The organism is Abiotrophia defectiva ATCC 49176 (assembly GCF_000160075.2).
GTDB lineage: Bacteria > Bacillota > Bacilli > Lactobacillales > Aerococcaceae > Abiotrophia > Abiotrophia defectiva.
The window spans coordinates 702,740-715,417 of record NZ_KI535340.1 but is presented as its reverse complement, the minus strand read 5'-3'; the positions used below and the strand labels follow the sequence as shown (position 1 = coordinate 715,417).

Below are 12,678 nucleotides of genomic sequence, written 5' to 3'. Positions count from 1 at the left end.
TGTTCGGAAAAGCTTTACTTTGAGCGGGATAATCGCTATATTTAGAGTAAACAATTTGAAAGGAGTGACAGTATGAACTGGTTCATTTTAATTGGTATTGTTATTATTGTCCTTGGTTTTTCGCTCAAGTTGGATACCATGGCGGTCTTAATCGTGGCGGCCTTGTCAACGGCTTTAGTGGCTGGCATTCACTGGCAAGAGGCATTAATTCTCTTGGGGGAAAACTTTGTCAAGAACCGTTTGGTCACCATCTTCTTGATTCCAATTCCCATGATTGCCATGGTGGAACGATTTGGTTTGCGCCAACAAGCCCAGCATCTGATTAGTAAGCTCAAGGGCTTGACGGCACCTATTTTGCTCTATACCTATGTTGTGATTCGTGAGGTCTCCCTGGCCTTCCAAATTCCTCTAGGTGGGCACGTGCAATTCATTCGTCCTTTGATCTATCCCATGACTGAAGCAGCTGTGCGCGAAAAATGCGGTGAGGACTTGAGTGACGAAGAAGTGGACGCGATTAAGGGTAAATGTGCGGCCGTAGAAAATATCGCTAACTTCTACTCCCAAAATATCTTTGTTGGTTCTTCAGGGGTCTTACTGATTATTTCGACCTTAACTGAAGCAGGATATGATGTAGCGGCAACAGATGTGGCCAACACTGCCTTAACCGTAGGGATTGCAAGCTTAATCGTGGTGGCACTCTATATGGCATACTGGCAACAAGGGCTTAACAGAAAGGGGCGGAAATAATGGAAATTACTGCAGTACGTGATTTAATTTTAGAATTCGCCTATTACATTGCGGGCGCGATTTTCTTCCTGTCGGCCTACTATGTTTATCGCTCTGATAGTAAGACTCGGATAGGGACAACTCTCTTCTGGAGTCTCTTGGGGGTTATTTTTACTTTTGGTTCTTACCTACCTCCGCTTCTAGTGGGGATTCTTCTAGTGGTTATGGCAGTTCTGACTGTAACCAAGCAAGTGACTACGCCTAGTCTTCACGCAGTATCAGAAGCAGTGAAGGAGGAACGTGCTAAACGTTTTGGCTTGTGGATTTTCCTGCCTTCTCTAACCCTGGCCTTAGTGGTTGTCTTATTAGTCTACAATGTTAAGGGTTTAGGTGGCCAGGCGCCTTTAGTAATTGGGGGCTTAACTGCTTTAGTAGTTGCCTTGATTATGTTGCGTCCTAAACCAAAAGAAGTCTACGATGGAACTACACAAATGATCCTGCAAATGGGGGTAACCATTATCTTGCCTCAGCTACTTGCAGCTCTTGGCATTATATTCACTAAGGCCCAAGTAGGGAACCTAATTTCGACCGCAGTGGCCTCAGTGGTGCCAGCAGAGAACCGTTTGCTGGGTGTGGTAGCCTACGTTTTAGGTATGGTTATTTTCACTATGATTATGGGGAACGCCTTCGCAGCCTTCACGGTAATTACAGCAGGGATTGGGATTCCTTTTGTTTTCGCCTTGGGAGCTAATCCGGTGGTAGCGGGAACCTTAGCTATGACAGCAGGCTATTGCGGGACTTTGATGACCCCAATGGCAGCCAACTTTAACTCCATGCCGGCTTCTCTCTTAGAAATGAAAGATCCAAATGGCGTCATTAAACAACAAGTGCCTGTCGCACTGGCCATGATTGTCCTACATATTGCCTTGATTTACTTCATGGCTTATTAGAATAGGAGATGAATTTATGAAAATATTAGTAACAGGTTTTGATCCTTTTGGCGGTGAAGCCATTAATCCTGCTTGGGAAGCTGTTAGTCGCTTGCCTAAGGAAATTGAGGGGGCTGAGATTGTGACCGTTCAGATTCCGACCGTTTTTGGCGATTCAGCTAAGCGCCTCTTTGAAGCGGTAAATGAGCATCAGCCTGATGCGGTAGTCTGCGTCGGTCAAGCGGGGGGCCGCTTCGGTATTACGCCTGAACGGGTGGCCATTAACGTGGATGATGCGCGGATTGCGGATAACAAGGGTCAACAACCTTTGGATACAGTCATTCAAGCTGATGGGGCGCCGGCCTACTTTACGACCTTGCCAGTTAAGGCCATGGTAGAGGCGGTCAAGAAAGCTGGCTTGCCTGCTAGTCTATCTAACACTGCTGGGACCTTCGTCTGCAACCATATCATGTACCAGAACCTCTATTATCTGGCTAAACACTATCCAAAGACTCAAGGGGGCTTTATTCATGTCCCTTATGTGACGGAACAAGTGGTCGACAAGCCGGGCCAAGCCTCTATGGCTTTAGCTGATATTGTCAAGGGCCTGACGGTCTGCTTAGAGACCATTGTAGCCTACCAAGGCAAGACAGATGCTCAAGTCGTGGGCGGCGAAACTCATTAATCGCAAATAAAAAATGAAGCCAACCCAAGGGTTAGGCTTCATTTTTTTTGTCTGAACTTGCTTCAGTTTCCTTAATTATATAGATAGGGCGTCGCTTGGTTTCCATAAAGATTTTACCAATGTAGTTACCAATAATCCCTAAAGACAGGAGCTGGATACCTGAGAAGAAGAGGATGATGGACACAATTGAAGGCCAACCAGCCACTCGGTCGCCATAGAGCATGGCCCGGACAATAATGACAACCAAGAAGAAGGCTGAAATTAGGCAGGTAATGGTCCCCATAATAGAGGCTAAGGTCAGAGGAACTTCAGAGAAGTTGATAATGCCGTCAATGGAGTAGCGAAGTAGCTGGAAGAAGTTCCAGCTGGTTTGGCCCGCTACCCGGTCACGGTTCTCGAATTCTAGGTAGACCGTATCAAAGCCCACCCAGCTGAACAAGCCCTTAGAGAAGCGGTTGTACTCGGATAATTCCAGAATAGCATCCACCATTTGGCGGGTCATTAGGCGATAGTCACGAGCCCCGTCTACGATTTCGGTTTGGCTGATACGATTAATCAATTTGTAGAAAAGGCGAGCGAAAAAGCTACGAATAGGCGGCTCCCCTTTGCGGTTAGTTCGCCGGGTTCCGACACAGTCAACGCCCTTGCTTTGAATGAGATCGAACATCTGTGGCAGTAACTCTGGTGGATCTTGTAGATCGGCATCCATTAAGGTGATGTAGTCGCCTCGGCTAGATTTGAGTCCAGCGTAAATGGCCGCCTCTTTACCGAAGTTACGGGAAAAGGATAAATAGCGAACCCGATCGGGGTGGGCTTGATGTAAGTTGCGTAAAACTTCTAAGGTCGAGTCCTTGGACCCGTCGTTAACAAAAATATATTCGGCAGGAAAGTCTAGGTCCTGCACGACTGCCTCAGTAGCAGCAAAAAAATGTGGAATGGCGTCTGCTTCGTTGTAGCAGGGCACAATAATGGATAACATGCTGATTCCTCCTGTCATATCTCGTGACTATTATAGCATACGGTGCCTAGCTTTGCGAGGTTTGAGCTGCGCTAGCGATGCTTTATAGGGCAGCAAGCTCAGTGGGGAATTTGGGCTGAGAAAAAAAGCTTAAGCAAAATGAAATAGCTTACAAAAATCTCAAAATATGCTAAAATAAAGCTGACGCCTATCCAAATTGGGATAGCTAATCGATTATTATGTTTGCCTCCTTAAGAGGCACTAGGGGAGTCTTGTAGATGAAGGAACCAATCCTGGTCATCATGGCAGCCGGAATGGGCAGTCGTTATGGTGGCCTTAAACAGCTTGATTCAGTCGGACCAAGAGGGGAGGTTATGCTGGATTATTCGCTTTATGATGCGAAAGAAGCAGGCTTTAAGAAGGTTATTTTTATCATTAAACCCGATATGGCCGAGCGTTTTAAGGCCCAAGTTGGCGACCGTGTAGCGCAATATCTAACGGTAGAATATGCCTTTCAGAAACTAGAAGATTTACCGGCCGGTTTTAGTGTGCCGTCTAGTCGAACCAAGCCATGGGGAACTGCCCATGCGGTTTGGTGTGCGCGAGACCTGATTGACGCGCCTTTTGCGGTTATTAATGCCGATGATTTCTATGGCCGTCATGCCTTCCAGTCGGTCTATGATTATTTGGTCAAGATGCAGACCTATCGTAATCCGCGTTATAGTATGGTGGGCTATCCTCTCAAGAGAACGATCTCGGCTAACGGGGCGGTTTCGCGTGGCCTTTGCCAAATCAATGAGTCAGGCTACTTAGTTGAAATCGAAGAGCAGACCCAGATTGAAGCCTATCCAGAAGGAATTCACTACACGCAAGACGGCTTAAACTGGGTGGATGTAGACCCAGAAACCATTGTATCTATGAACCTCTGGGGCTTTCCCCAAGGTTTCATTCAAGTGATTGAAGGTTATCTGCCAGAGTTTTTGGAGAAGGGTCTACGAACTAAACCAGATAAATGCGAGTACTATTTGCCAAGTGTCGTCCGCAAACAAATTAAGTCTGACCAAGCCAGAGTTAAGATTTTAGAAACCCAATCCCAGTGGTTTGGCGTCACCTACCAAGAAGACAAGCCTTTAGTGGTAGAAGCCATTGAAAGCTTGACTCAGTCAGGTGTTTACCCAAGCCCCTTGTGGCCAGAAGTTTAGGATAGCATCAAAAGGAGTGAAGTATATGTCAACCGTTCTAGCGACCGATTCGCCGGCCTACTTGGCCTATCAAGCTTATGATTTACCAGGGAACTTACTTGCCCTAGAACCCTTAGGTAACGGCCTGATTAACAAAACCTACCGCATCCAGCAAGGGGATGATCAAGGCTGGCAAGGGGAGTATGTCCTCCAAGAAATTAACCAGTCTATCTTCCCAGATGTTCCCGGCCTTATGCAGAATATCTTGGCCGTGACAGATTACATGAAGGGCATTATCAGTCGCCGTGGTGGCGACCCCGAGCGGGAAACCTTGACGGTTGTGCTGAATCGCGAGGGCTTGCCTTATACGCGCTTGGAAGATGGGACCTATTGGCGCATCTATGAGTTTATTAAGGACAGTTTCAGCATTGAACAAGTCACCAATGAGGACGAGTTCTATCGGGCTGGCCAAGCTTTTGGGGCCTTCGCCGCTGATTTAGATGATTTTGATGCTAGCCAACTGACTGAAGTCATTCCCAAATTCCATGACACCCGTCATCGCTATGCTCAGTTTGAAGAAGCTGTTGCTCAAGACCGTGTGGGACGTGTGGCAGAGGTTCAGGAATGGATTGATTTTGTACGTTCCCGCAAATCTGATTGCTACCTGCTCTATGACTTGTTAGATGCCGGCCAATTGCCTCTGCGCGTGACCCACAATGATACCAAGCTCAATAATATTCTCATGGATGCTAACACTGGCCAGGCGCTCTGTATCGTAGACTTAGATACCATTATGCCAGGTCTGGTGCTCTTCGATTATGGGGATGCCATTCGTTTTGGCGCCAACCATAATGCGGAAGACGAGGCAGATTTAAGCAAGGTCCAATTTGATGCCCATTTATTTGAAGTCTATACGCGAGGCTTTTTGAAGGGGATGGGGGACCGCCTAACCACCTTAGAAATCGAATTGCTGCCATGGGGTGCACGGGTTATTACTTTGGAGCAGGGGATTCGTTTCCTGACCGACTACCTCAATGGCGACGTCTATTATGGCACTAGCCGTCCAGGCCAGAATTTGGATCGGACCGCCACTCAGTTGACCTTAGTGGCTCAAATGGAAGCTCAATGGCCAGAACTCAAAGCCATTGTAGCGCGCGCGGCTCAAGCTTGTTAGCAGCAAATAAATTTGACTCGAAAATGCCGACTTAGTCGGCATTTTTTCTTGGATTTGAATAAGGCAAAAAAAGTTTTTATGGCTTTAAGTAGATTTTAAGTAAGCATCCTATACTTAAGCTATCAACTAAAACAAAAGAGTTGACGAAAGGATGATTAAGATGAAAAAACTACATAAAATTGCCGCACTTACTACTTCTGCTTTTATCTTAGCACAAGCTAGTCTCATGACGCTTACGCTTAATAGCTCACTTGTTCAAGTTCAGGCAGCACCACCTCAAGCACCTCCAGGTGGAGGCGGAGGATTTGGTGGATCTGGTACCGTTAATCAAGGGACGACTGCTACTGAGATTACCGAGGATGGCACTGTAACCGATACACAGTATAGCTCTACTGGTGATGATGAGAATGCCCTCAGAGTAACCAATGCCAAAGTGACCTTAACCGGCATCAAAGTGGATAAGACAGCAGGAGCGACCTCTAACACAGAAGACGGTGACTTCTACGGGATGAATGCTGGCTTACTAGCAACAGACGGTGCCACCGTGACCATCAAAGATGCGACCGTTAATACCAGCGCTCAAAACGGGAATGGGATTTTCTCCTATGGCCAAGGCACGACGGTGAATGTGGCGGATACGAAAATTACAACTACGGCTGACAACTCTGGTGGGATTCAGACGACAGGGGGCGCGACTATGAATGCGACTAACCTGACCGTTGAGACAGCCGGGAACTCAGCAGCAGCTGTCCGGTCAGACCGGGGTGGCGGTACTGTAGTGGTTGATGGCGGGACCTATACTTCTAAAGGTTACAACTCTCCAGCCATTTACTCAACGGCCAATATTACAGCAAAAAATGGGACCTTCACCGCTCAGAACTCTGAAGCCCTCGTAATCGAAGGTCAAAACTCTATTACCTTAGAGAATGCGACCGTTGAAGGCAATATGAGTGATACCAAAGGTAGCAGCTCTGATACCAATGTCCACAATGTCATGATTTACCAGTCTATGTCTGGGGATGCTGAAGTCGGTAAGGCCGCCTTCACCATGACGGATGGCAACTTGATTAGCAACAATGGCGATTTAATCTATGTCACCAACACGCATGCTGACATTAACTTAACCAACGTGACGATTAAAAACCTGGATACAGAAGGTAGACTCTTAGCTGTCTTAGGGAATGATGCCAGCCACGGTTGGGGGACTGCTGGGGCCAATGGCGCTAAAGTTACCATGACAACCCAAAATCAAACTTTGGAAGGCGCCATTGAGGTCGATACCATCTCTACCTTGAATCTGGCTTTGGGCAAAGGCACTGACTTTACCGGCACCATCAAAATCGTCGATAACGCAGATGGGGGTAGGTCAGTTGCGGATAACGCAGTGGTTACAGTAGAAGAAGGGGCAACTTGGAACTTAACCGGGGATGTCACTCTAACTAGCTTAACCAACAAAGGCACTATCAATTTCAATGGACACACCATCACCTTAGCAGACGGTACGGTCCTAAAATAAGCGCAAAAAGCAGCCCTCCCACTTAGGGGAGGGCTCTTGCTTTGTTTGGCGATTTATTTTGCCGACTGATTGTCAAGCGTGGTTAAATCATAAGGTGTTTGTTGATAAACCAAGTTCAGCCAATTATGGAAGAAGAGATAGGCGCTAGAGCGCCAACGATGTTGAGGAGGTAGATCCGCCTGATCTTGAGGATAGTAGTTGAGAGGTAAGCAGACTTGAGGATTAGAACCTAAATCTCGCCGGTATTCCTGATCTAAGGTTAGGGCGTCGTATTCCATATGACCCGTGACAAAAATCTGACGATTGTCCTTAGAAGCGGCCAATAGGGTGCCTGTTTCAGGCGCAGTGGCCAGCACATCCAACTCTGGGTGCTGTGCCAGTTTCGCTTCGTCAATACCCGTGTGACGTGATTGCGGCGCCAAGAAAGAGTCGTCCATTCCTCGTGTTAGGGGATGGTGACGTTGGGTCAAGTCATGACTAAAAATACCAAAAAGCTTAATAGGTAGGCTATGTTTAGTGATGCCATAGTCGGTATAGAGCCGCGCTTGTGCCCCCCAACAAATATGGAGGCAAGAAAAGACATGGCTTTTAGACCAGTCAAAGATACTTTGGAGTTCTTGCCAGTAGGTGACGTCTTCGAAGTCAAGGTGCTCTACTGGAGCGCCGGTCACAATTAGTCCGTCATAATAGCGATCTTGAATCTGATTAAATTGATAGTAGAATTTCTCCAAGTGTGAGGCGTTGGTGTGGCTAGACTTGCGACTCGACATCTGGAGGAAGTCGACTTCAATTTGTAGAGGTTGGCTCCCTAAAAGGCGTAGAAATTGAAGTTCAGTTTCTTCTTTTTTTGGCATGAGATTGAGGAGCAAAATTTTAAGCGGGCGAATATCCTGACGCTGTGCTGTCTGCTCTTCCATGACCTGGATACCTTCACGAAGTAATTCTTGTTTGGCGGGTAGGCCATCAGCAATACGAATTGGCAAAGGGGCAACCTCCTTACGTGATGACTCCTATCATGTAAAGGAGCTTTTCTCTTATTGTAAGGGCTAGAGCAGGGAAGGGTCAATCATCTAGCTATACCGATTTCATAGGATTATCTATAGTTTTTAGCTATAGATGTTTGATGTTTAGAAAAAAATATGGGGATTTACACTCAAATTTAAGACTAAAAAGCGAATGAAAGTTTATCGAAAACGTTTCAATAATAGACATGGTTAGAAAACAAGAATGTAATTCAAAAAAAATCAGGGAAAGTTCATATAATTCCGAATGTTTGATTGTGTGAATACCCACTTATTTAATAAAATATTTTGAAAATCAATATATTGACCGGGTATCATTGGCGTGATATAATTACTTCGAATTCGAGATAACTAAGTAATCTAAGATACTGCTTTTATAAATAGAGGGGAAGTAGTTCTTTTGCTGTGTGTCGTTTCGAATTTAGGATGATTGTGACGACGGCTGGTTTCAATCACATCAATCGCTTGTGGGTTAGATACCTAAATCTTATGCCACTTATGGTTCTTTTTTTCACCTGAGTGTGGATTCGGCTGAAAGAACCTATCCTGTCAGGGAGTAACGGCGCGTTGCTCCTAGCAATGGGGTACGTGAGTTGGCAAGAGATCAAGGACAAGCGATGGCTACAGCTTGGTTATTTGATGAGTGGTTTCTCTGCTTAATAGGGATGATGGCCTGATACCACCGTTGATCACATTATCTGAGGTTGCCTTTTGAAGAGGCTGTAGATACCTCATCCTGTAACTTGACACTGACCATGAGATTGAGGGATCTCGGTCAGCCCAGTCAAGATACTTCATGGCTAGCACAGGGCTAGCATAACCTCATTATTATTGGTTACTATTCGAATGATGGATGCGCTGATAAAGTGGTCGACCTTTAGGGGAAGGCCGACCATGGTTCAGTTGGATATCGTCAGTCAAATAGGGAGTATAGGGGCATACCGAAAACTTTTCTATTTTGACGCGTTCTATCATGATGACAAAAAGCGTGTTGACTTAGGGGAGTCAACACGCTTTTTCTTAGTCTTGGTTCTTTAGGAACTGAATATATTTGCCACCCCAAGTGCCTAGTTGCTCTAGGACTAAACGGAACTCAGTACCAATCTCGGTTAATTGGTATTCCACCTTGGGTGGAATCTGAGGATAGGCCTTGCGGAGGATGATGCCATCTTCTTCTAACTGACGCAATTGTTTGGTCAGAGTAGCTTGCGTGATCCCGGATAGCTCACGGTGGAGGGCGTTAAAGCGTTTAGGACCTTGCTCGAGGGCGTGGAGGATGAGAATAGCCCATTTGCCTGATAATACCTTTTGGGTGACGACAAATGGACAAGTGGGGAGTTTGTCACTGCTGAAGCGTGTCATATCATTTACTTCCTTCGTATATATAATTTTGATACTTAATATATTATATAGAGTTATAATCGAATCGTCAAGTACAAAAGTTTTCCTTGTTGAAAAAAACAAGACTTGTTATAATAAAACCTTAAGTGTGAAAAGAGAAGGAGAGTGACTTATGCATCAAGAGCTAGCATTAAAAGTTGTTGTAGGGCTAGTGCGTACAAGTGGTAAACTGCTCCAATTTCTTAAGAGTGATATCACCCATTATGGCCTGAATACGACGGAGTTTGGGGTGCTCGAGTTGCTCTACTCCAAAGGGGAATTTCCAGTTCAGCAGATAGCCAAGAAAATTCTTATCTCTTCTTCGTCAACTACCTATACCATTAACCAGCTCGAAAGTAAGGGCTTTGTGGTACGCCGAGTGGATCCTAAGGACCGCCGGGTGGCCTATATTAGCCTGAGTCCGTCAGGTTATGATTTAATGAAAGATATTTTTCCCGAACACGCAGCCCGGCTCGATCAAATTTTCGGTAAATTAAGTGAAACAGAATTAAAGCGGCTCAGTACGTTACTCAAGAAAATCAAATTTGACTCAATTGAATAGCCTATATTACTTATAAGCGTCTCATACAGGGAGCCTGTTTCAGGCTCCCTGTTTTTGTCTGCTTTAGTGGGTATAAGAGAGGTCTTATCTAGTCAAATAAGACAAATTTAACAAAATGGTCGGCTGTATAGAGTTATATGTTTCTAATCAGACCAGTAAGATTTCATTGTATTATATATAGATTATAATCATAATAACTCTGATTTTCTATTTAGATGCTTATAAATATCTATATTATAAGTGTTTGGGCTGTTCCGGCAATTAATATAATGCTTACATTTACAAACTAAAGTAAAAGTTAAGTCTAAAAATAAGGGTTCAATATATTTGTGTTTATACCCCTAATAAGGATAGCTAAAAATTGAACAAAACTATAATTTGTGCTAATTTTTCTATATTTTGTGCATATTTTTTAGGGGGAGCCTCTCTTATACTGGAAGTATCAAATAACCAATAGGAGGAATCGAAATGGGCAAGAAACATTCTACCCGCTTCAAATATGCCTTGGCGACCTCTATCGCTTTAGGTATGGCCTTGTCCTATCAGGGACAAGCACAGGCAGTTGAACCTGCCAATTCCACTTCATCCGAAGTACCAGTTCAGTCTACTGTCCCCGCAGTAGCTAGCAAGGAAGAGACTTCCCCGGTCTTACCACAAGTGCCTGCTGAATCCGTCAGCCCGGAATCAGCAAGCCAAACGCCTCAGACTGAGCCAACTCCAGAGGCTAGTCAAACAAGCCCAGCGCCTCAAGCACCTGCTGAAGAAGAAAATGTGGTGCTTGGAGCTAGCATTACTTATCAATCTGCACCTGGTCAAAATGCTGAGACGGCCAACAAGATGTTGAACGGGACTAAAAATGGCTTATCTGATAAGTACTTTACGCCTAAGAGCCAAGCACGTGTTGAGATTAAGTTAGACCGTCCGCGGACCATTGTGCGCTTGGTAGTGGAACACGCAGGGGCAGGTGGCGAAGATAGCGAGATGAATACGCGCGACTTCGACCTGATTTTCCGCGATATGAAGAGCAGAGGCTGGAAACTAGCTAAGGCTATTCGTGGTAATGAAGAATCTGTGACAGATGTCTTATTAGAACGTCCCTTCGAATCTGATGAGTGGGGCCTTGTTGTTAAGACGGCAACCAATGGTAACAAGCATCCAGGCGTTCGAATCTACAACTGGAAGATGTATGAAAAAGCAAATCCTGAGACTCCGGCGCTGGATCCTAGCCAAGTGACCCTTCATGCTTTAGGGGAAGGCTATGTTCAATTGGGCTTGAAGAACTTGCCACAACATAGTACTGTAACCGTCTATGATAATGCCAAAGTTCGCAAGATTGTGGCGACTGGTATCGCGGATCAAGGTGGCAATTTATTACTTAAACCGCTAGCCTTAAAAAATGATATCAAGACGCTCTACTATCGCATTCAAACTCCAGGCCTAGCACAAAGTGCTGTAGGGCAATTGGACGTTCCAAAAAATGCGCACTTGGCCATTAGCCAGATGACCCTTGAGGTAGACAAGGCAAAACGCATTTATAGAGTTGGGGAAGAATTAGACTTTAGCAATACTTCACTCCTAGTTCGTTATGTAGGGGACTTTGCAGGTAAGGTCTATGATCTAACTAACCCAGCCGTAACGGTTTCAGGTTTCAATAGCCAAAAAGTAGGCCAACAAGACCTAGAGATTAGCTTTTTAGGCCACAAGGTACGCTTGCCTTGGAAGGTCTTTGTTTACAAACCAGCGCCAGATAACTCACGCGTAGTTGTCGGAATGGATGTCGTGACCTTACCGAAAGCTGAATATATTCAGGGTGAAGACCTAGATTTAATTGGCGGACGCTTCCGTCTGCTCTATAGCGATGGGCGCGCAGTTCTGCAACCATTCGTTCATCGACGTGTAGTCTACTCAGGCTATGACAAGAATAAATTAGGAACCCAACGCATCACCATGACCTTCAAGAATGAAGTGCTCAGCCATTTTGATGTGGTGGTCAAGCCTAAGGAACAACTTGACTTCACTCGCCTAAAAGCCTTAGTTGCTGAAGCAGAAGCCGTCATCCAAACGGGTCACTACCAATATGCCACTTTAGGTGCGCGAGTAGCAGTCGACATGGCACTTGCTCGGGCCAAAGAAGCCTTGAATTCACCATTCACTCGTAGCAATGAGGAAGAAGGAGCTCGTTGGAGCCTCTATGGGGAGTTGCGTCGTCTCAACGGGACAGCTAACAAAGACAAGGTCTTAAATGATTTCAAGGCCCTCATTAACCGAGGGGAAAACTTGATGTCTCGCTTCCCAACCTCAACCTTATATCCATCCATTCAAAAAGCAGTGAACGCGGCTAAGGCCTTGTTGCCTTTAGAAGTGATTCCTGCAAGAGAAATCGAATCACTTAGCCGACAAATGAAAGACTTATTTGCTTGGTTTTAATTCAAAAGGTGAGAGACTTAGGTCTCTCGCCTTTTTCTGTCTATCAGGCAAAGCTAGAGAACTTTTAGAGAAATGATTTTGGGCCAAGTGAGAGATGTTTTATCTGTCCCTATTTGAT

General features: G+C 45.4%; 11 protein-coding genes. 8 read left to right on the top strand and 3 right to left on the bottom strand.

From position 1 onward, the window contains the following. Window positions 1–72 precede the first annotated feature (72 nt). From GCWU000182_RS03165 to pcp, 3 genes are read left to right on the top strand one after another with little or no spacing between them, the layout of a single operon-like run. Window positions 73–747, top strand: coding sequence for a 5-oxoproline transporter, DUF969 family subunit (locus GCWU000182_RS03165; RefSeq protein ID WP_023391305.1), 675 nt, complete (start codon window positions 73–75; stop codon window positions 745–747). 5 nt (window positions 748–752) lie between these two features. Then, window positions 753–1,676: a DUF979 domain-containing protein gene (locus tag GCWU000182_RS03160; protein WP_156905300.1), complete on the top strand. Its 924-nt coding sequence runs from the start codon at window positions 753–755 to the stop codon at window positions 1,674–1,676. 16 nt (window positions 1,677–1,692) lie between these two features. Next, complete coding sequence (pcp, locus tag GCWU000182_RS03155) at window positions 1,693–2,340, top strand: pyroglutamyl-peptidase I (RefSeq protein WP_023391303.1); 648 nt, start codon at window positions 1,693–1,695, stop codon at window positions 2,338–2,340. 31 nt (window positions 2,341–2,371) lie between these two features. Here pcp and GCWU000182_RS03150 read toward each other — a convergent pair whose 3' ends face one another. Then, the gene (locus GCWU000182_RS03150) at window positions 2,372–3,319 is read right to left on the bottom strand and encodes a glycosyltransferase family 2 protein (RefSeq protein ID WP_035363971.1); all 948 of its coding nucleotides are present in this window, start codon (window positions 3,317–3,319) and stop codon (window positions 2,372–2,374) included. A gap of 257 nt (window positions 3,320–3,576) precedes the next feature. Here GCWU000182_RS03150 and GCWU000182_RS03145 point away from each other — a divergent pair, with 257 nt between their 5' ends. The 3 genes from GCWU000182_RS03145 (at window position 3,577) to GCWU000182_RS03135 (ending at window position 7,169) form a co-directional block, all read left to right on the top strand. Next, window positions 3,577–4,500: a nucleotidyltransferase family protein gene (locus GCWU000182_RS03145; protein WP_023391301.1), complete on the top strand. Its 924-nt coding sequence runs from the start codon at window positions 3,577–3,579 to the stop codon at window positions 4,498–4,500. 25 nt (window positions 4,501–4,525) lie between these two features. Further along, window positions 4,526–5,653, top strand: a complete 1,128-nt coding sequence (locus GCWU000182_RS03140; protein ID WP_023391300.1) for a phosphotransferase enzyme family protein — start codon at window positions 4,526–4,528, stop codon at window positions 5,651–5,653. A 160-nt stretch (window positions 5,654–5,813) separates the two neighbouring features. After that, complete coding sequence (locus tag GCWU000182_RS03135; protein WP_051372919.1) at window positions 5,814–7,169, top strand: autotransporter outer membrane beta-barrel domain-containing protein; 1,356 nt, start codon at window positions 5,814–5,816, stop codon at window positions 7,167–7,169. A 53-nt stretch (window positions 7,170–7,222) separates the two neighbouring features. Here GCWU000182_RS03135 and GCWU000182_RS03130 read toward each other — a convergent pair whose 3' ends face one another. Both GCWU000182_RS03130 and GCWU000182_RS03125 read right to left on the bottom strand, forming a co-directional pair. Beyond that, window positions 7,223–8,152, bottom strand: a complete 930-nt coding sequence (locus GCWU000182_RS03130) for a homoserine O-succinyltransferase (RefSeq protein ID WP_023391298.1) — start codon at window positions 8,150–8,152, stop codon at window positions 7,223–7,225. A 1,059-nt stretch (window positions 8,153–9,211) separates the two neighbouring features. Next, entirely contained in the window at window positions 9,212–9,553 is a 342-nt protein-coding gene (locus GCWU000182_RS03125) for a winged helix-turn-helix transcriptional regulator (RefSeq protein ID WP_035363969.1), read from the bottom strand. Between the two features lie 151 nt (window positions 9,554–9,704). On the opposite strand from GCWU000182_RS03125, the gene GCWU000182_RS03120 reads away from it, so the two are divergent. Together GCWU000182_RS03120 and GCWU000182_RS03115 are read left to right on the top strand one after the other, a co-directional pair. Further along, window positions 9,705–10,133, top strand: a complete 429-nt coding sequence (locus GCWU000182_RS03120) for a MarR family winged helix-turn-helix transcriptional regulator (protein ID WP_023391295.1) — start codon at window positions 9,705–9,707, stop codon at window positions 10,131–10,133. Between the two features lie 468 nt (window positions 10,134–10,601). Then, on the top strand, window positions 10,602–12,560 hold the full coding sequence (locus GCWU000182_RS03115; protein ID WP_023391294.1) for a bacterial Ig-like domain-containing protein: 1,959 nt from the start codon (window positions 10,602–10,604) through the stop codon (window positions 12,558–12,560). Window positions 12,561–12,678: the final 118 nt, after the last annotated feature.

What these genes read in the sequence shown, in the direction of transcription:
- GCWU000182_RS03145 (WP_023391301.1), top strand. Translation starts at nt 3,577, where the DNA reads ATGAAGGAACCAATCCTGGTCATCATGGCAGCCGGAATGGGCAGTCGT.
- pcp (WP_023391303.1), top strand. Translation starts at nt 1,693, where the DNA reads ATGAAAATATTAGTAACAGGTTTTGATCCTTTTGGCGGTGAAGCCATT.
- GCWU000182_RS03135 (WP_051372919.1), top strand. Translation starts at nt 5,814, where the DNA reads ATGAAAAAACTACATAAAATTGCCGCACTTACTACTTCTGCTTTTATC.
- GCWU000182_RS03140 (WP_023391300.1), top strand. Translation starts at nt 4,526, where the DNA reads ATGTCAACCGTTCTAGCGACCGATTCGCCGGCCTACTTGGCCTATCAA.
- GCWU000182_RS03150 (WP_035363971.1), bottom strand. Translation starts at nt 3,319, where the DNA reads ATGTTATCCATTATTGTGCCCTGCTACAACGAAGCAGACGCCATTCCA.
- GCWU000182_RS03125 (WP_035363969.1), bottom strand. Translation starts at nt 9,553, where the DNA reads ATGACACGCTTCAGCAGTGACAAACTCCCCACTTGTCCATTTGTCGTC.
- GCWU000182_RS03115 (WP_023391294.1), top strand. Translation starts at nt 10,602, where the DNA reads ATGGGCAAGAAACATTCTACCCGCTTCAAATATGCCTTGGCGACCTCT.
- GCWU000182_RS03120 (WP_023391295.1), top strand. Translation starts at nt 9,705, where the DNA reads ATGCATCAAGAGCTAGCATTAAAAGTTGTTGTAGGGCTAGTGCGTACA.
- GCWU000182_RS03165 (WP_023391305.1), top strand. Translation starts at nt 73, where the DNA reads ATGAACTGGTTCATTTTAATTGGTATTGTTATTATTGTCCTTGGTTTT.